The organism is Paenibacillus sp. TAB_01, from assembly GCF_043945595.1.
Taxonomy (GTDB): Bacteria; Bacillota; Bacilli; order Paenibacillales; family NBRC-103111; genus Paenibacillus_S.
Genome location: NZ_JBIFNP010000001.1, coordinates 3,634,857 through 3,656,215, shown reverse-complemented (window position 1 = coordinate 3,656,215; position 21,359 = coordinate 3,634,857). Strand labels below are relative to the sequence as shown.

At 53.9% G+C, this 21,359-nt stretch carries 14 protein-coding genes and 4 pseudogenes; 15 read left to right on the top strand and 3 right to left on the bottom strand.

Going from position 1 to position 21,359, the window contains the following annotated elements; genetic code table 11:
• Positions 1–26: 26 nt before the first annotated feature.
• Positions 27–955, bottom strand: a pseudogene (gene coaA, locus ACHHV8_RS17615) (type I pantothenate kinase).
• A 218-nt stretch (positions 956–1,173) separates the two neighbouring features.
• Between coaA and ACHHV8_RS17610 the strand changes: the two are divergent.
• The 9 genes and pseudogenes from ACHHV8_RS17610 (at position 1,174) to ACHHV8_RS17570 (ending at position 11,343) form a co-directional block, all read left to right on the top strand.
• Positions 1,174–2,226: a permease gene (locus tag ACHHV8_RS17610; protein WP_395160103.1), complete on the top strand. Its 1,053-nt coding sequence runs from the start codon at positions 1,174–1,176 to the stop codon at positions 2,224–2,226.
• Between the two features lie 21 nt (positions 2,227–2,247).
• Complete coding sequence (locus ACHHV8_RS17605) at positions 2,248–3,297, top strand: TIGR03943 family putative permease subunit (RefSeq protein WP_395160101.1); 1,050 nt, start codon at positions 2,248–2,250, stop codon at positions 3,295–3,297.
• Positions 3,298–3,413: 116 nt separating this feature from the next.
• Positions 3,414–4,348 (top strand): annotated as a pseudogene (locus tag ACHHV8_RS17600) (sugar-binding transcriptional regulator).
• A gap of 713 nt (positions 4,349–5,061) precedes the next feature.
• The gene (gene deoC, locus ACHHV8_RS17595; protein ID WP_395160099.1) at positions 5,062–5,727 is read left to right on the top strand and encodes a deoxyribose-phosphate aldolase; all 666 of its coding nucleotides are present in this window, start codon (positions 5,062–5,064) and stop codon (positions 5,725–5,727) included.
• A 25-nt stretch (positions 5,728–5,752) separates the two neighbouring features.
• Positions 5,753–6,091 (top strand): cytidine deaminase, encoded by a 339-nt coding sequence (locus ACHHV8_RS17590; protein WP_483874882.1) that lies wholly within the window; start codon positions 5,753–5,755, stop codon positions 6,089–6,091.
• Between the two features lie 144 nt (positions 6,092–6,235).
• Positions 6,236–7,414: a NupC/NupG family nucleoside CNT transporter gene (locus tag ACHHV8_RS17585; protein ID WP_395160097.1), complete on the top strand. Its 1,179-nt coding sequence runs from the start codon at positions 6,236–6,238 to the stop codon at positions 7,412–7,414.
• Between the two features lie 28 nt (positions 7,415–7,442).
• A pseudogene (gene deoB, locus ACHHV8_RS17580) lies at positions 7,443–8,625 on the top strand (phosphopentomutase).
• A 25-nt stretch (positions 8,626–8,650) separates the two neighbouring features.
• The gene (gene deoD / locus ACHHV8_RS17575) at positions 8,651–9,358 is read left to right on the top strand and encodes a purine-nucleoside phosphorylase (RefSeq protein ID WP_395160095.1); all 708 of its coding nucleotides are present in this window, start codon (positions 8,651–8,653) and stop codon (positions 9,356–9,358) included.
• Positions 9,359–10,041: 683 nt separating this feature from the next.
• Positions 10,042–11,343 (top strand): pyrimidine-nucleoside phosphorylase, encoded by a 1,302-nt coding sequence (locus ACHHV8_RS17570; protein ID WP_395160093.1) that lies wholly within the window; start codon positions 10,042–10,044, stop codon positions 11,341–11,343.
• 190 nt (positions 11,344–11,533) lie between these two features.
• Here ACHHV8_RS17570 and ACHHV8_RS17565 read toward each other — a convergent pair whose 3' ends face one another.
• On the bottom strand, positions 11,534–12,397 hold the full coding sequence (locus ACHHV8_RS17565; protein WP_395160091.1) for a M15 family metallopeptidase: 864 nt from the start codon (positions 12,395–12,397) through the stop codon (positions 11,534–11,536).
• Entirely contained in the window at positions 12,394–13,398 is a 1,005-nt protein-coding gene (locus ACHHV8_RS17560; RefSeq protein WP_395160089.1) for a CobW family GTP-binding protein, read from the bottom strand. Before ACHHV8_RS17560 ends, ACHHV8_RS17565 begins: the two co-directional genes overlap by 4 nt.
• A 450-nt stretch (positions 13,399–13,848) precedes the next feature.
• Between ACHHV8_RS17560 and ACHHV8_RS17555 the strand changes: the two are divergent.
• The 6 genes and pseudogenes from ACHHV8_RS17555 to ACHHV8_RS17530 all read left to right on the top strand — a co-directional run bounded on the left by ACHHV8_RS17555 (position 13,849) and on the right by ACHHV8_RS17530 (position 21,334).
• A pseudogene (locus tag ACHHV8_RS17555) lies at positions 13,849–14,560 on the top strand (metal ABC transporter ATP-binding protein).
• Entirely contained in the window at positions 14,503–15,387 is an 885-nt protein-coding gene (locus ACHHV8_RS17550; RefSeq protein ID WP_395160087.1) for a metal ABC transporter permease, read from the top strand. The pseudogene ACHHV8_RS17555 and the gene ACHHV8_RS17550 overlap by 58 nt, the downstream one beginning before the upstream one ends.
• 49 nt (positions 15,388–15,436) lie before the next feature.
• A complete protein-coding gene (locus tag ACHHV8_RS17545; RefSeq protein ID WP_395160085.1) occupies positions 15,437–16,465 on the top strand; it encodes a metal ABC transporter substrate-binding protein in 1,029 nt (342 codons plus the stop codon).
• Between the two features lie 744 nt (positions 16,466–17,209).
• The gene (locus tag ACHHV8_RS17540; RefSeq protein ID WP_395160083.1) at positions 17,210–19,540 is read left to right on the top strand and encodes a helix-turn-helix domain-containing protein; all 2,331 of its coding nucleotides are present in this window, start codon (positions 17,210–17,212) and stop codon (positions 19,538–19,540) included.
• 18 nt (positions 19,541–19,558) lie between these two features.
• On the top strand, positions 19,559–20,461 hold the full coding sequence (locus tag ACHHV8_RS17535) for an ABC transporter permease (protein WP_395160081.1): 903 nt from the start codon (positions 19,559–19,561) through the stop codon (positions 20,459–20,461).
• Positions 20,462–21,334, top strand: a complete 873-nt coding sequence (locus ACHHV8_RS17530; RefSeq protein ID WP_395160079.1) for a carbohydrate ABC transporter permease — start codon at positions 20,462–20,464, stop codon at positions 21,332–21,334.
• The last annotated feature ends 25 nt before the right edge of the window (positions 21,335–21,359 follow it).

The following is a 21,359-nucleotide window of genomic DNA, read 5'->3' as shown; positions in this document are numbered from 1 at the left end:
GAAAGGATAGAGGACCGCCCGCGATGCTACAGCTTGCGCAGGCGGATTTTTTGAATGGCATGATTCTCGCCCTTGGTTAAAATGAGCTGGGCGCGCTCCTTCGTCGGCAAAATATTCTCATGCAGATTCTTCGCATTAATTTCATGCCAAATCTGGCTTGCCGTCACGATCGATTCCTCCCGGCTCAGCTTGGAGAAGTGGGGATGAAAGTAAGATTGCTCATTATTAAAAGCAGTACTGCGGAGCAGCAGGAACCGGTCGATATACCACTGCTCGATATCTTTCTCCGGCGCGTCGACATAAATGGAGAAATCGAAAAAGTCGCTGACAAACACCCGGGCGCCTTTGTTGACCTGAAGCACATTGATGCCTTCGACGATCAGGATGTCGGGCTGGTGGACCGTCTGAACCTCATCCTGCAGCACATCATATGTAAGGTGAGAATAGAGGGGGGCCTGCACTTCGGGCTTCCCTGATTTGATGTCCGCGATAAAACGAATCAGCTTCTTGATATCGTAGCTCTCGGGAAAGCCTTTTTTGTTCATGATGCCTCTCTCTTCCAGCACGGCATTGGGATACAGGAAGCCGTCGGTCGTGACCAGATCAACCTTCGGATGGCTCTCCCACCGGGCCAGCAGCGTTTGAAGCAGACGGGCCGTGGTGCTCTTGCCGACCGCGACGCTTCCGGCAATGCCGATGATGTAAGGGGCACCTTCGGCGTGCCGTTGCGGAGAAAGGAGGAAGTAATGTCGTGCAGCTGCTGGGAAGCCTTGACATACAGATGAATCAGTCTTGTGAGCGGAAGATAGACTTCTTCAACTTCCTTGATGGACATTTGATCGTTCAAGCCCTTCAGCTGCTCGAGCTCTTCAGCCGTCAAGGGGAGCGGGGTATGGTCGCGCAGAGCGGCCCACGCTTCGCGGTCATATTCGTAATAGGGTGAATACCTTTTCATTCGTTGTCTCTCTTTCTGATGGATATCATCAGTAGTTTATCAGAATTGCCCGCGCTAGGCTAGCGGTACCGGCGCGTCCGGCGGGGTGGAGGATCGGGCCAAAAGCAGCGAACGATTCGCCATGATCTTTTCTGGAAATCGCTGGTGTGGAAAAGTGTAATGATTACTGTTAATATACACTTATCGCATCAAGGCGCAAGATCAGGAGGTTATGGAAAGTGAAGCATGTTGTATCGGAATGGGGCATTCATCTTATCTTTATCAGCCTCATTAGTTTGCTGCTTGTTCTGGCGACGAATCCGGGCGTCTGGACAGGCTGGACGGGGTGGACGATACCGGATAGCGCGCCGCTGCAGTCGTTCAAGACGATGTTCATCGGTCTCGTTCTGGAGGCGATGCCGTTTATTTTGCTTGGCGTGCTGCTCTCGTCTTTTATGCAGGTTTATGTATCCGAACAGTGGATTCAGCGGCTGATTCCGCGCAATCCCTGGCTGGGCCTCGGTTTCGCCTGCCTGCTCGGCATCCTGTTCCCGGTATGCGAGTGCGGGCTGATTCCCGTCATCCGAAGACTGATCGCCAAAGGAATGCCGCTCTATGTCGGCGTCGTGTTTATTCTGGTCGGGCCGATCGTCAACCCCATCGTTTACGCCGCTACCTACTCGGCTTTCCGGTTGAGGCCGGATATGCTGTATGCGCGGATGGGACTGGCGCTCGTCGTTGGCGCCGCGATCGGGTGGATCGTCTGGCGGTATGTCAAGAAGAATCCGCTTCGGCATACGGCGGCAACGCTTTATGCGGGTGAGAACGGAAGCGCAGCGGAGCATCGGCATGGGAGCCGCAGGAGTAAAGCGGCGGCCATGATGGAGCATGCCGGAAGCGAGTTTTTTGACATGGGAAAATATTTTATGTTCGGTGCGCTGCTGACTGCGGCTATTCAGGCATTCGTTCCCCGCAGCAGTCTGGCGGATATTGGCGGCGGTACGGTCAGCTCGCATCTGTTCATGATGGGGCTGGCGTATGTGTTATCCTTGTGCTCCACCTCGGACGCTTTCGTGGCATCCTCATTCATCAGTACCTTCTCGGCCGGCTCGCTGCTCGCATTCATGGTATTCGGGCCGATGCTGGATTTCAAGAGCACGCTGATGCTGCTCTCGGTATTCAAAGCCAGATTCGTCCTGCTGCTTGTTCTGCTTATTGTTGCATTGGTTTTGACCGGCTCGCTGCTGCTTCAGCATTTCTATTTCCAGCCATCCTTGTTCAGATCATCCTAAACCGAAGGGAGCGCTTAAAGCATGGACGAAGAACGTACGTTTACGCGGCATTATTGGATACGGGGAGCCATCCTTGCGGGATTTTCCGTGTATATTGCTTATCTTGCCAAATCCGGCAAATTGATCTATTACATAGCGCCTCAGATGGAGCCGTTTGTGAAGCTGGGTGCGATTCTTCTATTTATTATCGCCGTTTTTCAGATTTGGCTGGCGGTCCAATCGGGGCAAGAGGACATCGAAGCCTGCGGCTGCGAGCACGTGCCGTCGTCCTCACCTGTAAAAAATACGGTGCTGTACAGCTTGTTCCTCATCCCGCTGCTGCTCGGCCTGCTGCTGCCGGATACGGTTATGGGCAGCCAGGTCGCCGCGATCAAAGGGATGAATTTGAATGCCCGCACCGCGGCTGTAAATCAGCCGGCACCGCCCGCTTCCGTTCCCGTCCAGACCGCAGCGGCTGCGCCGCAGAGCTCTCCGGCTGCGGCCCAGGAACCGCTAGCGGCGTCCGCAGCGCCGCCGGAAGCCGAACAGAGCAAGCCGGCTGCTCGGGAGAGTGATCCGATCGCTCCGGGGAGCGAAGCCGTACCGGCGGCAGGGCACGATCCGCTGGACGCGCTGTTCCCGACAGATACGTTTACGAAAGCGTATGCCGGACTGGGCAAAAAGCTCTACGGCCAAGACCTGATTCAGATTCGGGAAAAAGGCTTTATGGAGCTTTTGACGACCTTGGATTTATACAAGGATGCGTTCATGGGCAAAAGCGTTCAAATCACCGGTTTCGTCTACCGGGAGGACGGCATGTCCCCGGATCAATTCGTCGTATCCCGCATGGCGATGCAGTGCTGCTCTGCGGACACGACTCCTTTTGGAGTGATGGTGCAGTCTGCGGCCGCGGCTCATTTTCCGAAGGACAGCTGGGTGAAGCTGACCGGCAAGCTGTCCACGACCGTTTATAACGATATGACCATATTGAAAATCGACGCGGTCACCATCCAGAAGACGGAGCCGTCCACATCGCCGTATGTGTACCCGTTCGTCGACGATTTCAGCCAGCTGGCGGGGAATGAGCCTTAACGGTCATCAACCCCACCGCACCCCGTCCGCTTCGCCGGCTTGTGCTTCTGCTTCGGGAGACTATAATAAGGGGAAGAGCCGTACGGCGAAAAATAACAGACAAGTGGGTTGGAACGATGGAGGATGAAAAGCAAAGATTAAGCATTGAAGCGGCAAGGCTGTACTACCTGTCGGACTACAGCCAGCAGGATATCGCGGCAAGGCTAGGCGTTTCGCGTCCCACCGTGTCCAGGCTGCTGCAGTATGCCAAAGAGCGCGGGTATGTCCGGATCGATATCGTCGATCCGCTGGAGGACTTGGACGCCCTGGCCCAGGATTTGAAAAGAAAATATAAGCTGGACACGGTCATGGTGTGCTACTCGCCCTTGAACGAATACCAGGAAATTCAAAAGCATATCAGCAGGAAAGCGGCGGAATATCTTCATGAGATCGTGCAGGACACGGACATTATCGGCGTCACTTGGGGAACGACGATGTATTCGGTAGCGCGGCAGCTGCAGCCGAAGCAGGTGAAGGGCGTGGAGGTCGTTCAGCTTAAGGGGGGCGTCAGCCATTCCCATGTCAACACCTACGCCGCGGAAATCGTAAACTTGTTTGCCGAGGCCTACCATACGGCGGCTCGTTATTTGCCGCTGCCCGTCATTTTTGACAGCATCGCCGTCAAGGAAATGGTGGAAAAGACCGCCATATCCAGCGGATCATTGAACTGGGGCGTCAAGCGAATATCGCCGTTTTTACGGTAGGAACCGTCAAGGACGACGCGCTGCTGTTTCGGCTCGGATATTTCAATAAAGAAGAGCAGGAACGGCTGCAGCGAACCGGCGCAGGAGATATTTGCTCCCGTTTTTTCGATGCGCGGGGGAACATTTGTATCGATGAGATTAATAACCGGACGGTAGGCATCGATCTCTCCGACCTGCGGAAAAAGGAAAAGTCGATTCTTGTAGCCGGAGGCCAGCGGAAAATCGAGGCGATTCAAGCGGCCTTGACCGGCAAGTACGCCAATATATTGGTCACCGATCAATATACGGCCCAAGCTTTGCTAAGTTAGCTAGAGGGCGTTAATCCGAGGGGCAAAAATGCTTCCGCAAATGGCAAGGCAAGGTGCTTGAGTACAAATGCTGTATCAAAGCACCGCACTTAGAAAAAGTGGAAGCGAGCCCAAAGCATCCGCTAGTGATAGTCGATCTTGTAACCGATGATCGTGGTAATCACGGTGACAGAACGACCAGTCAGCCTAAATAAAGCCGCTTCCGCCAAGGACAGGCCTTCGAAGCTGCGATAGCTGCTCGAAGCTCCGCCTTTTATAAAAGTTGAAGTGAGCACAAAGCAGATCAGAGGAGGAATGGATATGGGGTGGAAAGTTTACGGGCCGTCTTTGAAGTCGTGTTCCCGCCGCATTCATCTCATCCAATGGAACACGACTTCAACAACGGCTGGAACCCCATATCCATTCCTCCCCCACACGCCGAGGATGGGGTTTACTCAAGTTTCTTAGGTTTTTAGGTTTGCTCTAAGCTTTGGGCTTGCCCCAAGCCTGGCCGTATCCGGCCAGGTTTTTTTCTTTATTTACTCCCATCGGAGGCATCTTTCATCGAGGGGATTCTTTTGCCACAACCACACCTGAACATAATTTCATAATACATTTTACAAACGTTCAAGTCCGTGTTATGATAGCCATGAAGTCACCGGAAACAGGATATGCTATAAACGATTACAGATTCATTCCCAAATAATATGCCAATAGGCAAAGGAGACCATACCATGAATTTAGCCGGCATGATCGATCATACTCTGCTGCGGGCAGACGCTTCCAAAGCGGAGATTACGAAGTTGACGGAAGAAGCGAAGAAATATAGCTTTGCTTCGGTGTGCGTGAATCCGACCTGGGTCGCTTATGCCGCGGAGCAGCTGTCGGGCACGGAAGTGAAGGTTTGCACCGTCATCGGGTTTCCGCTTGGCGCCACGACATCGGCGGTAAAAGCTTTTGAAGCCAAGGACGCGATTGCCAATGGTGCAACGGAAGTCGATATGGTTATTAATATAGGAGCATTGAAGGACGGAAACGCCGAGCTCGTCGAGAAGGATATCCGGGCGGTGGTCGAAGCGGCTGCGGGCAAAGCGCTTGTGAAGGTGATCATCGAAACCAGCCTTTTAACGGATGACGAGAAAGTGCTGGCGAGCAAGCTGGCTGTCAAGGCCGGAGCCGATTTTGTCAAAACCTCGACAGGCTTCTCGACAGGCGGCGCTACGCCGGAGGATGTTGCGCTTATGCGTAAAACCGTCGGTGAACAGACTGGCGTTAAAGCGTCCGGCGGCGTTCGCAGCCTGGAAGATATGAAGCGGATGATCGAAGCGGGAGCTACCCGGATCGGTGCAAGCTCCGGCGTGAAAATTATGGAAGGCGGCCAGTCTTCGGCATCTTACTAATCTCCAAACCGAGGGGGAACCAGCGATGAAAGAGCAGCTGATTCAAGAAGCTATTGAGGCGCGTAAGCAGGCGTACACTCCTTATTCCGGATTTGCGGTGGGAGCCGCACTGCTGAGCGGGGGGAAGGTCTATCGGGGCTGCAACATAGAAAATGCCTCTTACGGATTAACCAACTGTGCCGAGCGCACGGCCGTATTCAAAGCGGTGTCCGAAGGACATACTACAGTGGATGCGATTGCCATCGTGGCGGATACGGACGGTCCGGTATCGCCTTGCGGCGCCTGCCGTCAAGTGTTAGCCGAGATTTGCGATGAGCATACGATAATTTATTTGACGAATCTTCAAGGCAGCACCGAAGAGTGAACCATGGCGCAGCTGCTCCCGGGGGCATTCCTGGCCGGAGCGATGAAGAAGAAGTAATCCTTCGGGATTTTTCTTCTTGCGGAGAGATTGAAAGCGCTTAAGATAGGCATACTTAAATAACAAAACATTTGGAGGAACTACAACATGAAATATTTAGTTGCCGTTTTAGGCGTGCTGGTGGTATTCGGTTTGACCTATGCAGTAAGCAACGACCGTAGAGGCATCCGCTACCGGCCGCTTCTTGTCATGATTGTGCTGCAAGCTTTGCTGGCTTTTGCCCTGCTGAATACAAGCATCGGGGAATTGCTGATCGGCGGCTTCGCATCCGTGTTCGAAAAGCTGCTGTCTTATGCGGCCGAAGGCGTTAACTTCGTGTTCGGGGGGATAGCCAACGAAGGACAAGCGCCGTTCTTCTTGTCCGTCCTGCTGCCGATCGTATTTATTTCCGCGCTTATCGGTATTCTGCAGTACACGAAAATTTTACCATTCATTATTAAATATATTGGTCTGGTATTGAGTAAAGTAAACGGGATGGGGAAGCTGGAATCGTATAACGCGGTCGCTTCCGCGATTCTCGGGCAGTCTGAAGTATTCATTTCGGTAAAAAAACAGATCGGCATGCTGCCGAAGCAGCGTCTATATACGCTGTGCGCATCCGCGATGTCGACCGTGTCCATGTCTATCGTAGGCGCCTATATGACGATGATTAATCCCAAATATGTCGTTACAGCGCTCGTATTGAACTTATTCGGAGGATTTATTATTGCTTCGATCCTCAATCCGTACGTTGTTTCCAAGCAAGAGGATATCCTGGAGGTTCAGGAAGAGGAGAAGCAGTCATTTTTTGAAATGCTCGGCGAATATATTATGGACGGCTTCAAGGTAGCTATTACCGTCGCGGCGATGCTGATCGGCTTTGTTGCACTGATTGCCGTAATCAACGGCATTTTTAGCGGGATTTTCGGCGTATCCTTCCAGCAGCTGCTCGGCTATATTTTTGCGCCGTTTGCATTCCTGATGGGCGTTCCTTGGAAGGAAGCGGTGGAAGCGGGAAGCATTATGGCAACCAAGATGGTAGCCAATGAATTCGTAGCCATGCTGGATCTCGGGAAGCACACCGGCTTGTCTGCGCGCACCGTCGGCATCGTATCCGTGTTTCTCGTTTCGTTTGCGAATTTCTCTTCCATCGGGATTATTGCCGGTGCGGTCAAAGGGCTGCATGAGAAGCAGGGCAATGTCGTTGCGCGCTTCGGACTCAAGCTGCTGTACGGTGCCACGATGGTCAGCGTGTTGTCGGCGACGGTCGCCGGATTGTTCTTGTAATTCATACTAGCATAAAGGAGCCTTGGAGATGGCTGATTTTAAAAGGATTCACCTCATCGTTATGGATTCGGTCGGGATCGGAGAGGCGCCTGACGCTGCGCAGTTCGACGATTATGACGTCGATACGCTCGGGCATATTGCCCGGGAGCGCGGCGGGCTGAAGATGCCGAATATGGCCAAGCTGGGCTTGTCCAACATTCGGGAAATTGAAGGAATAGCCAAGGCGAACCAGCCGCTTGCTTATTTCACCAAAATGCAGGAAGCGTCCCGGGGCAAGGATACGATGACAGGCCACTGGGAGATTATGGGGCTCTACATCGATACGCCATTCCGGGTATTTCCCGACGGCTTCCCCGAGGAATTGATCTCCCGGATCGAGGAGCATACCGGCCGCAAGGTCATCGGCAACAAGCCGGCCAGCGGTACCGAGATTATTGAAGAGCTTGGTGAAGAGCATGTCAAGACCGGGGCTCTGATCATATATACTTCAGCGGATTCCGTGCTCCAGATTGCGGCTCATGAAGATGTCGTGCCTTTGCAGGAGCTGTACCGGATTTGCGAGTTTTGCCGCAAAATTACGCTGGATGAGCCCTTACATGCTGGGCCGCATTATCGCGCGTCCGTTTGTTGGAGAGGCCGGCGGCTTCACGCGGACGGCGAACCGTCACGACTATGCGCTGAAGCCGTTTGGTCCGACCACGATGAATACGCTGAAGGACGCGGGCTTCGATGTTATCGCGCTCGGCAAAATTTCCGATATTTACGACGGCGAAGGGGTAACGAAAGCCGTTCGCACCGTGTCCAACATGGACGGGATGGATAAGCTGATTGCGGAGATGGATCAGCCGTTTACCGGTCTCAGCTTCGTCAATCTGGTCGATTTCGATGCGCTGTACGGCCACCGCCGCGATCCGCAGGGCTACGGGGAGGCGCTGGAAGCGTTCGATGCCCGTCTTCCTGAGGTGTTCGGCAAAATGACGGCGGACGATCTGCTGATCATTACCGCCGATCACGGCAACGATCCGACGTATCGGGGAACCGACCATACGCGTGAATATGTCCCGCTGCTCGTCTATTCGCCGCGCTTCTCTCAAGGCGGCAGGGAGCTTCCGCTTCGTACCACATTTGCGGATATCGGTGCTACCGTTGCGGATAACTTTGGCGTTACGCTGCCGGAACACGGGAAGAGCTTTCTGGCGGAGCTGAAATAATTTTCGATAAAAGGGGAACATGTCCATGAGCGTTCATATTGGAGCCAAGCAAGGCGAAATTGCTGAAACCATTCTGCTGCCGGGCGATCCGCTGCGGGCAAAGTATATAGCTGAAACTTATTTGGAAGACGTCATCTGCTACAACCAGGTGCGGGGAATGCTCGGTTTCACAGGGACTTACAAGGGCAAGCGCGTTTCCGTTCAAGGCTCCGGGATGGGCATTCCATCGATCAGCATCTATGCGAATGAGCTGATCAGCCAATACGGCGTCCGTAACTTGTTCCGTGTCGGTACCTGCGGCGCCATGCAGGAGCATGTTCATGTGCGCGACGTCATTCTGGCGCAGGCTTCCTGCACAGACTCCAGCATGAACCGGCATGTGTTCGGCGGGTTCGATTATTCGCCGATCGCCAGCTTTTCACTGCTGAAAGCGGCCTATGAACGTGCTGTGGACAAGGGCTTGAAGCTGCATGTCGGCAATATTTTCAGCTCCGACATGTTTTACCGCGACGATAAATCGATCGTACAGAAGCTGATGGACTACGGGGTGCTTGGCGTAGAGATGGAGACAACCGCGCTGTACACCTTGGCGGCGAAGTTCGGCGTCAATGCGCTGACCATCCTGACGGTGAGCGATCATCTGCTGACAGGGGAAGAGACAACGGCGGAAGAACGGCAAACTACGTTTAACGACATGATGGAAGTGGCCCTGGACACGGCCGTATCGCTCTAAGGCGCGGCGGGCTGCAGAGGCCTTCAGCGGCAGCCTTTATTACCACAAAGGAAAGTTTAAGTGGATACAAGCATCAGCGCAGTAAAAACGTTTCCTATCGGCACTATATACTTTCGTTAACCACGGTCGAACAGCTTTGAAAGACATCGCTGGGTGTTTTTTTGAACATATTTCGGGGCCCCCGCAAAGTACCCGAATCCGCTTCGAAGCAAAAGCCCCACTTGGTCAGGCTGTCGAGAAACCCGCCTTTAAGTGAAAAAGGAGCACAGACGCAGGGAGGCAACTGAAAAACTGACGGAGAGTGCGGAATCGTTCTGTAGAAGCGAAAGCGTTCGCCTTTGTCCTTGGATTTCAACCGCTACAAGCGGGATATAATCAAAGAAATCCAGGGACAACAGCGATCGGAAGAATGTTCCGGACTCGGAGCGATACCTTTTTCAGTGGCCTCGACGCAGGTGGGGTATCCAAGCTTACGAAGCCCGTTTTTCTACGAAAAACGCTTAGTTTACGTCCGCCTTTGAAATCCGTGAAAATACTTTTAAATCTAATCCAATTCACGAGTTTCAACAGCGGTTGGAGGAGGATACCCTACCGGAGTATCACACAAGTTCAGGGTTTCTCGACAAGCTCGCCCCCACTTTGTGGGGTTGTTTTAAGAATATAGCATGAGGAGAGACAAGACGATGAGAATGGTAGATCTTATTGAGAAGAAGCGCGATGGCGGAGAATTGACAACCGACGAGATCAACTTTATTATCCAGGGCTATACGAAAAACGAAATCCCGGATTACCAGGTCAGCGCATGGGCGATGGCTGTTTTCTTCCGGGATATGACGGAGCGGGAGAGAGCGGATCTGACGATGGCGATGGTCAACTCGGGGGAAACCATCGATTTGTCGGCTATCGAGGGCGTGAAGGTCGACAAGCACTCGACGGGAGGCGTGGGCGACACGACGACGCTGGTGCTGGCTCCGCTGGTGGCGGCGCTGGATATCCCGGTGGCGAAGATGTCCGGGCGCGGACTCGGTCATACCGGAGGAACGATCGATAAGCTGGAGGCGATCGCAGGGTTCCATGTGGAGATCAGCAAGGAGCAGTTCGTCGATCTGGTGAACCGCCATAAAATCGCGGTAATCGGCCAAACCGGTAATTTGACCCCGGCTGACAAAAAGCTGTATGCACTGCGGGACGTCACCGCGACGGTCAATTCGATTCCTCTTATCGCCAGCTCGATTATGAGCAAGAAAATCGCGGCGGGCTCGGATGCTATCGTGCTGGACGTGAAGACCGGAGCGGGCGCTTTCATGAAGACAGCCGAGGATGCCAGGGAGCTGGCGCAGGCGATGGTTCGCATCGGCAACAATGTCGGCCGCAAGACGATGGCCGTTATCTCCGATATGAGCCAGCCGCTCGGCTTTGCTATTGGCAACGCGCTGGAAGTGAAGGAGGCCATCGATACCCTGCAGGGGAACGGGCCCGAGGATCTGGAGGAGCTGTGTCTCGCGCTCGGCCGGCAGATGGTATTTCTGGCGAACAAAGCTTCGTCGCTTGAAGAAGCGGAAGACATGCTGAGAGAAGTGATCCGCAACGGGAAAGCGCTAGAGAAATTCAAGGAATTTATCGCGAATCAAGGAGGCGATCCTTCTGTCGTCGATCATCCGGAGAAGCTGCCTCAAGCGGCTTACCGCATCGAAGTGCCGGCCCGGGAAGATGGCGTTGTCGCCGAAATTGTTGCCGATGAAATCGGTACGGCTGCTATGCTGCTGGGCGCGGGGCGCGCGACGAAGGAATCCGAGATCGATCTTGCGGTCGGCTTGATGCTTAACAAAAAAGTCGGCGACCCGGTCAAGACCGGTGAATCGCTGGTAACGATTCACGCGAACCGGGAGCAGGTGGAGGATGTGGTCGAAATGATTTATGACAACATCCGGATTGCCGGTCATGCGGATGCGCCGGTTCTCGTTCATGGCATTGTAACGGAATAAATTGCAGCGGAATAACGCGAGGAAATGATGAAACGGCTGAACGGGGAACGAGTCCCTGTTCAGCCGTTTTTTTGATTTGCAAAGGCTGCGAGCCGCCATACTGGTATACGTATGAATACGCGGCATGCTAAAGTGAGGCGGATCGCTGCAGCTCACCCTGTCTTGTTAACTTTGCCGCTGTATCGTTTCATTATAATGCGCCGAGATACTGCTCTAAAGTGAGATGCTGCTTGAATATATCAGCCGCGGCCTTCACGCCGACATAGCGAATGTGCCAAGGCTCATATTGATATCCGGTCAAAGCCTCCTGGCCCTTCGGGTAGCGCAGGATGAAGCCGTATTCGTAGCTGTGCTCCGCTATCCAGCGGGCCTCCGGCGTGCCGTCGAAGCAGTCGGTCGCGGCACAAGCTCCGCTTCTTCCCGACAGATCGATCGCGAGTCCCGTCTGATGCTCGCTCGTGCCGGGTACGGCGCTGTAGCTGCGTGCCTTATCTTCACCGTCCTGCCGGACATACTGGCCGAAAACCGCACGCTGCGTGCTGAAGGAGCGGAAGGCCGATACGCCTGCCAGCTCGATCCCGTCCTGCCGGGCGCCGGCGAACAGCTTCTCCAATGCAGCGGCCGCTTCCTTGCGCATCAGCCGTTTCTCCAGATGCTCCTTGAACAGGAAGGGTACGTCCGGTTCGACAAGGTCGGAGGGCTTGTACCCTTCGGGAAGCGCATGCTGCTTGTTCACCAAAACGAGCACCGAATCCGGCTGCTCGACGCTTGTCCGCTCTTCGCTGCCGGCCGGCACGGCAGCCGCGGCAGAAGGGCCGGCAGCCGTACCGGCCCCGCCCGCAGGCTTCCCGCCCGATGCAGCGTCTGGAGCGGGCTGAGCAGCCGCCGGAGAGCCGGCAGCTGCGCGGGCCGTTCCTGCAGGCTTCCCGGCTGCTGCTTCGTCCGCAACAGGCCGAGCAGCCCCGGACGAAGCAACCTCCGCCTGACAGCCGGAGAGCAGGCAGCCCGCAAGGAAAGCTCCGGCGAGGCCGCGAACGATGCTTCCCTTCTTCATCCGAGCTGCTCCCATTCATCCCGCAGCAGCCGTTCGTCCAAATCCAGTCCGATCACCACTACATAAGGAGTGCCGTCAAAGGCTGCAGGCTCCCAATAGGCACGCTTTCCGGCGAATTGCAGCAGGAAGGCGGAGGCGGACGGCCCGAAGCGGAGATAGCCTTTGGCTCTCAGCAGCCGATCCTTCCACCGGCGCAGAAACCGCTCCACCTGCTCCTGCGTCAACCCCGAGGCTTCCGGCCACGGCAGCGTGACGCTTTGAACCCGCGAGTAGGAGAGCGGCTCGGCGGCAGGCGCCGCATCATCATGGGCATGGGAATGCCCCGGCGCAGCGGCAACGGTTCGCAGCACCTTAAAGCTTTGGAAGGCGGCAGCCTTCGAAGCTATCGGTTTTAACTGCTCCATGATCGGCGCAAGGTCGACCTCGCTTTGCACGGCATAGGCGATTGGCGCACGTTCATTTTGCTTGCGGACCGCTTTTTCAATCTTGGCCAGCTGTGCGGCAGGCACCAGATCGGTTTTGTTCACGATAATAAGGTCGGCGACCTCCATTTGGCGCCGTACGGTGCGGACGAGCTGCCGATCGGAGGCGAACAGGCTGTTGTAATCCAGCACGTGCTCGGCGTCCAGCAGGGTCACCACCTGTTTGAGAGCCATAAAGCGAAGGAGCTCCGGCTCCGTCAGGGCGTCCGCGATTTCCTCGGGATTCGCTACGCCTGTCAGCTCGATGAAGATCACATCCGGCTGACGCTGAAGCAGCTGGCGCAGACTTCCGCCGAGCTCGCTTTTTTTGCTGCAGCAGACGCAGCCGTCGAGCAGCTTTTCGACGGGCGTGTCCTGGAATCCGCGGATGACCAGACCGTCCACATCCTGACGGCCCAGCTCGTTCATCAGGACGCCGGGCTTGAGCCCTCGCTGTACGGCTTCGTTCAGCAGGCGAAGGAGCAGCGTGGTCTTCCCGCTGCCGAGAAAACCGCTCAATACAATAACGGGAATGCGCATAAGGCTCTTCCTTTCTTTAAGCAGGATATACGTTTCATCGTATTCGGCGAATGAAGAAATATGTATCTTAAAAGTAATAATTACATTTTGCACAAAATAGAATACTACAGTCTCAAGCGTTTGGGCAAATCCTGCGCAATAGGCACGGGGCAGGCATATGGTTCGAAAAAAAACATTGACAAGTCAGGCGAACAAGCGTTATATTCAATTTCGTTAAAACGTAATAATTACAATTAAATGCAGGGGCGTCTGCATTTTCAGCGTGGCGGCTTCCGCCGAGGAATCGGTGTTTGCGGCCTGCGCCGAAGCCGGAGTTCCTCGCAGTGCAATGCTTGTTCTCAATTCCTGTTTCCATAGGAACCTGTTCATAAGCAGCTCGCTTCACTTGTATATCGTAATTATTACATATATTGCAGGCGGATGCCAGAGAAAAAAAGGGGGGATGAAACGATGCTGCTCGCATCTTTAAAGGAAGTGGAGTTCGGTTATAACGATGTGCCGTGTCTGGAACAGGCGAATGTGGACATTCAGGCAGGCGAGTTTGTTGCCGTGACGGGACAGAACGGCGCCTCCAAGACGACTTTGCTCAAAGTCATGCTCGGCCTGCTCCGGCCCTGGAAGGGGGAAGCGTACCTGTCCCCCGTCAACAGCAAGGGAGGAAAGCTGGTCGTCGGATATGTGCCTCAGCATATTGCTTCATTTAACGGAGGCTTCCCGAGCACGATTCTGGAATTCGTCCGGTTCCGGAAGGTTCGTCAAAGGCTCCTGGCTGAGAAGGCTTAAGAGAGACGACTACAGCCTTACCGAGCAGGCTTTGCGGCAGGTCGGACTGTGGGAGCTGCGCCACCGCAAAATCGGTGAGCTGTCCGGCGGACAGAAGCAGCGGATCTGCATAGCGCGGGCGTTGGCCCAGGAGCCGGACCTGCTCGTTCTGGACGAGCCGACAACGGGGATGGATCAGGAGAGCCGAACCGCCTTTTATGCTTTTATGCATCACCAGGTGAGGGAGCAAGGCCGGACCGTCGTTATGGTGACGCATGGACTGTCCGAGGTGGACAGCTACCTCGACCGGATTATTTCACTGGAACGAAAGGAGGATGGCGGATGGAAATGCTGCACTACGACTTCATGCAGCGGGCATTTTGTGCCGGTGGGATCATAGCGCTGCTCGCTTCCGTGCTGGGCGTATATCTAATGCTGCGGCGGCAGGCACTGATGGCCGACATGCTTTCCCACGTATCTCTGGCCGGTGTAGCGGCAGGCGCCTATCTGCATTATAATCCGACCTTAACCGGATTTATAACCGCTGTAGCCGGCTCCGTCGCGGTCGAATACGTGAGACGGTCCTACCGCACGTACAGCGAAATTTCCATCGCGATTATTATGGTAGGCGGCTTGTCCAGCGCGGTGGTCATTATGAGCCTCAATCAGAGCATCAATAAGAGCTTTTCCTCTTATTTGTTCGGATCGGTGGTTGCAGTCAACAGTACGGAGCTCGGTTTAATGCTGTTCGTCGCTATCATCGGAGGCATCTTTTTCTATATTTTCCGCAGGCCGCTGTATCAAATGACGTTTGACGAGGAGACCGCGAAGACCAACGGACTTCCGGTCGAATGGATCTCGCTTGGCTTCAGCGTGCTGACAGGCATGATTGTGGCGGCAGCGATGCCGATTGTAGGCGTGCTGCTCGTTTCCTCGCTGATCGTGCTGCCCGCTGCGCTGGCTATCCGTATTGCGCCGAGCTTTACGGCGGCGATATTTTTGGCGATGGCCATCGGATTGACGGGTGTCTTTACCGGTTTAACGGCTTCCTACGAGTTCAGCACGCCGCCGGGAGGAACGATTGCCCTTGCGCTGCTGGCTTTCCTGGTGACGGGCATCGGTTTGAAGAAACTGATCGTGAAGCTGAACAAGCGCTTCAATCATCGAAGCCGGCAGGAAGAGATGCAGGAAGCCCGCGTTTTTTCCCGATTTTCGGAGGATGCTTAAACATATAAACATATAACCTAACAAACAATCGTATAGGAGGAACAACACAATGAAAGCAAAGCTTCAGAAAACCTTATTTACGGCGGCAGCAGCCGTCCTATTACTCTCAGGGTGCACGGGAAATCCATCCGGCACAAGCACGGGCGCCCCGGCCGATACCGGTGCGGCCAGCACCGCTCCAGCTCCGCAGCCGACAGACAGCGGCAAAAAAATAAAAGTCGTGGCCACCTTTTACCCGATGGTAGAATTCAGCAAGCAGGTGGCGGGAATCCATGCCGACGTCATCGGATTGATTCCCGCAGGAGCGGAGCCCCACGATTGGGAGCCGAGCGCGAAAGATATGGCGCAGGTCAAGGAAGCGGATATTTTCGTCTACAACGGTATTGTAGAGGGATGGGCGGAGAAGGCGCTGGAGAGCGCGGCGAATGACAAGCGGATCGTTGTGGAGGCAAGCAAAGGCATCGATCTGATGGAAGGGCTCCCGGAGGAAGAGGAGGAGGAAGGTCACGACCACGCGCATGCCGACGAGCATAAAGACGGCGCAGATGAAAAAGTGCTTGACCCGCATGTATGGCTCGATCCTGTACTGGCCCAGAAGGAAGTCGCCTCCATCGAAGCGGCGTTCGAGAAAGCCGATCCGGCTAACAAAGAGGACTACAAGAAGAATGCGGATGCCTACATAGCCAAGCTGAAGCAGCTGGACGAGTCCTTTAAAAGCGGTTTGAGCCAGACGAAGCACAAAGAATTCGTTACGCAGCATGCAGCTTTCGGTTATTTGGCCAAGCAGTACGGCTTGACCCAGGTGCCGATCGCCGGACTTTCTCCGGAGCAGGAGCCATCGCCTGAGAAAATGGCCGATATCGTTAAATTTGCGAAGGAGAAACAGGTGCGGACGATTTTCTTCGAAACGCTGGTCGATCCGAAGGTAGCGAGCACGATCGCTCAAGAAATCGGCGCCAAGACGGACGTATTGAACCCGATTGAGGGGTTGACGGCAGACGATCAGAAGAACAACCTGGACTACATCGGTTTAATGAACAATAATTTGGCTTCATTGAAAAAAGCTTTAAACGAATAACGCAAAATTGCCACAGCATTATATCGTAAATTTTACTATATGAGACGATCAGGCCTATCCATCCGCCGAATCTGAGACGGATGCTATGGCTTGGCATGGCCGCCGGTACAAGCCCGAGCGGCTGTGCTGCCGCTAACCGGGAATTAGCCCCGAACGCAGGCTGACCCGGCCGGATAATTAAATAAGGCTGTCTGAGTTTTTTTCGGATAGGCTCCCCTTACCGCAGCAGGTTTATTCATTCACCTGTCTATTGTAAGGGGAGCCTATTGCTTGTCTCAGGCAGCTTTGTCCATTATTCTTCTTCGTCCCATTTGCGCGAATAAGCCTTCTTGGTTACCCAAAAGGTCATTGCGCAGACGATGATAACGGCGATAAAGCCTATGACGTACGCACTACCTATCCCCATCCTTACCACCTCTTTTCGCACGCGATCCCACATAACGTCTGAATCGTACCATTGCTTTTACAATTCATACTACCATATTGATTCCGAAATATGAACCAGCCCCCGGCCGGAGCCGTTGACCGCCATATTTTTTTACAAGGCTCAACCGCATAAAAATCGACAAGAAATGCTGCATTGGCGCACCATGATGCGGTTATTTTTTTGTCGGAAAAAGTATAATTCATTGGATGAAAAATGTACAATGGGTATTCGGAGCGCAAATAAAAATGTCCAGTTGTACGCAATGCAGCGTGATTCTATAGTAAGCGTAAGCCGCTGGAAGAAGGGATATGCACAAGATGAAAAAAGGGTCAAAACCGCAAGGAGCCGTCAGCTTCTTCCATAAAAGCTTAATCATTACTTTACTCATATCCAGCATACCGATGGCGCTTCTGACCGTGATCACGTATTCCATAGGCATTCGTGAAATCGAGAAGGAGGTCAGCCGGACGCAAAAGCTTCAATATGAGCAAGTGTCGGAAAGGATGGATGCACAGCTAGCCCACTTGAAATTTACGGTGAACCAATGGGCGTATAATCCGGTATTCAAGGATATCAGGGAAAGGTTCGATTACGAAGGATGTGCGCTTCACGCTCGATCTGTACAACCAGCTTGTAGTTATGAAGAGCTCGAATCCGCTGATTCATCAGGTTTCTTTATTTTTGAATCAGGAAGGGGCCTGCTGATCGACGGGGATAACGGCAGCCGGACCTTGAAGGACGCGCGGGAGAGGGAGCGGTACTTGTCGCTGCTCGATCAGAAGCAGTTCATTTTCTGGACCGATGCGCTGCCGCAGTCTGCAGGCGAGGCGAACCGGATGAGCCTGTCTCTCGTGCAAAAGGTTCCTATCACGGTCGATCCCTCCTATGGGGTGATTATCGTTGATCTGAATGCCGAGGAGCTGAATGCACTGCTGCAGCAGCTGAATCCGGTCGGACAAGGCACGGCATTTCTTCTGGGTCCGCACGGCGACTACCTCGTTAACAGTCAGCGGTCTGACGCGGAAGCGGCTGCCGGCACGCTGGACGAGACGATTCGCGGGCAAGTGCTGCAGCGCCAGGAGGAGGCCGGATCGTTCTTTTACTCCGAGGAGGAGGAGACCTATATCGTCTCTTACGGCAAGCTGAAAAATACCGGCTGGCTCTATGTATCCGCGACGCCGCTGTCGCACTTGACCAAGCCGGTAGAGCTGATCTCCAGGCTGCCGCTCGGAGCGAGTCTCGTGGGCCTGCTGCTTTCGGTTCTGCTGTCCTGGTATGCTTCCAAACAGCTGTACCGGCCGTTCAAGCATCTGATGAGCGTCTTCGGCTCCGACGCCAAGGGGATGGCCGCTAGCGAAAAAAATGAGGTCGTGTATATCGAGAACCGGTGGAACTACATGAACCGTGAGCGAAAGGCGCTGCAGACGAAGATGGAAAAAGCGATTCCCGCCCTGCGGGAGGGCTTCCTGCTCCAGCTTGTGCAAGGCCATCTCAGCTCGTTGTCAGAGGAACGGATGAGGGAGGAGCTGCAGCAGTTCGGGATCGATAGCGAGGACTGCCAATGCTCGATGCTGGTCATTCAATTGTACGGCTCGATGAATGCCTACAGCAATTTGTCCAAGGGAGACGAGCAGCTGCTCACCTTTGCCGCCGCCAATATTGTCAGCGAAATTATGAGCAGCGCGAACAGTCAGGCGCAGATCATTAACTTTCAGGACCTTACGCTGGGGCTGCTGCTGATTTCACCGCTTGCGCGTACGAGAGAACAGATCAAATCCGAGCTGTTCGATTGTGCAAGGCGTCTGATGGAGCCGCTGCAGGCATATTTGAAGCTGCAGGCGGTCATTGGCATCAGCCGCGTCACTTCTTCGTTAAAGCAGGTTCCGACGATTCTGGAGGATACCCGTCAGGCGATCCGCTTTAGGGACATAGCAATGGAAAATTCGATTATCGATTCCGAGGATATCGTGCTGAGAGGCGAACACGCGACACCGTACCCGTTTATTCAGGAAAAAATGCTGGTTCAATCCATGCAGATGGGCCTGGGCGACCAGGCGGCTCAATGTGCCGAAGAGTTCATGGAAACGCTTCAGAGAAACACGAGCAAGGAGTTCGTCATTCAACAGAGCATGCTCCAGCTGCTCGGCAACGTCCAGTTTGCGATGCTTCAAATCGGGTGCAGCCCTCAGCATATTTATCAAGGGGTGAACCTGTACGAGCAGCTGCTGCAAATCCGCGAGCCGAGAGCGATGCTGGAATGGTTCAAGCAGAGACTGATCGGTCCTTTTATCGAGGAAATGCAGTCGATTAAAGATTTGCAGACCAAGCAGATCGTAGACCGGGTCCTCGCCCTGCTTCATGAAAGCTATATGACGGATATTTCCCTAGAGGCATGCGCAGACCGGTTCGGCACGTACCCGCAGAAGCTGAGCGCGAGCTTCCGGCAAATGGTGGGCATTAATTTTATCGATTATTTGACGAATTTGCGCTTGGAGAAGTCGAAGGAGCTGCTGGTCAGCACCGATATGAAAATCAACGATATCGCCGAGCATGTAGGCTACCAGCCTACCTATTATAACCGTATTTTTAAAAAGCACGAGGAAATGACCCCAGGCCAGTACCGGGAAAAGCATAAGCTTACAACGTAACGTCAAGGAGGCAAGCGCATGAGGGCTTTATCCGGTATTCGAAAGGATTTGTTTCTTTACCTGCTGATCTTACCGGGCGTATTGTATTTTATTTTGTTCAAATATGTTCCCATGTGGGGCATTATCATTTCGTTTCAGGATTACTCTCCGTATCTGGGGGTATGGAAAAGCCCATGGGTCGGCTTCCGTCATTTCACGGAGCTGTTCTCCAATCCGGATTTTATACTGCTTTTCCGCAATACGATGATTATTAGCCTGATGAATATCGTCTTTTATTTTCCGATGCCGATTGTGGTCGCACTGCTGTTGAATGAAGTGCGCTCCGCCATGTTCAAACGGATCGTCCAGTCAATCGTCTATTTACCGCATTTTCTTTCCTGGGTCGTGATCGCGGGAATTACGTTCCTGCTGTTCTCGCAGAGCGGAGGGATTATCAACAAGATGCTGCCTATGCTCGGCTATGCGCAGGTGGACTTTCTGACCAATTCCCGCCTGTTCTGGTGGATGCTGACCGCGCAGAGCATATGGAAGGAAACGGGCTGGGGCACCATCATTTATTTGGCAGCCATGGCCGGAGTGGACCCTCAGCTGTATGAAGCGGCCAAGATGGACGGAGCGGGCCGCCTGAGACAAATTTGGAACGTCACGATTCCGGGTATCCGGCACATTATTATTACGCTGCTGATACTCCGGCTGGGGCAAATTATGGACGTCGGCTTCGAGCAGGTGTTTCTGATGATGAACAGCGCCGTATCCGAGGTGGCGGACGTGTTCGAGACTTATGTGTACCGCAACGGGATTCAGCAGGGCCAGTTCAGCTACAGCACCGCCGTCGGTCTGTTCAAATCGGTGATCGGGCTGCTGCTGGTCATTGCCGCGAACAAGCTGGCGAAGCGTTATGGCGAGGAGGGACTGTACTAGATGAAAGAGAGCAGGCTATTCGGGACTGCGAACAATGCGATCCTCGCGCTGATCGGTGTGGTCACCTTGTTCCCGCTGTATTACGTGTTTATCGTGTCCTTCACCGATCCGGCGGAATACATCCGCAAGCAGGGGTTCGTTCTGTTTCCCGAGAAATGGTCGATTCTGTCCTATCAGTATATTTTGTCGACCTCCACTTACTTGAACGCAACGGGAATCAGCGCCTTTCTGGCGATTGTCGGGACGCTGCTCAGTCTGATGGTGACGGCGTCGCTGGCTTACGGGCTGTCCCGCAAACGGTTGAAGATCCGCAAGCAGCTGATGATGATGATCCTGATCACGATTTTGTTCAGCCCGGGCATTATTCCGCATTACATACTCGTCCGGGATCTGGGGATGATCAACAGCATTTGGTCGCTGATTATTCCCGTGTTGAGCAGCGGATGGTACGTGTTCTTGATGAAAAGCTTCTTCGACAGCATTCCGGCGAGCCTGGAGGAAGCGGCGATGATGGACGGGTATAACGATTTCGGTATTTTCTTCCGCATTATACTGCCGTTATCGCTGCCTGCGCTTGCCGCGTTCGGATTGTTTTACGCCGTAGGCTATTGGAACACCTATTTCAGCGCCGTGCTGTACATCAACGTCTCGTCCAAATGGCCGCTGCAAATTTTGCTGCAAAATATTTTGATCGATTCGTCGACCTCGTCGCAGGGCTCGGGAGCTGCGGAAATTATGAATGAGCAGCAGCTGCCCGCGCAGACCTTAAAGATGGCCGCCGTCGTCGTGGCCACCCTGCCGATTCTGATTATTTATCCGATGCTTCAGAAGCATTTTGCCAAGGGCGTCATGCTGGGCTCCATTAAAGAGTAACGGCCGGAGGGCCGATAACCTGGAA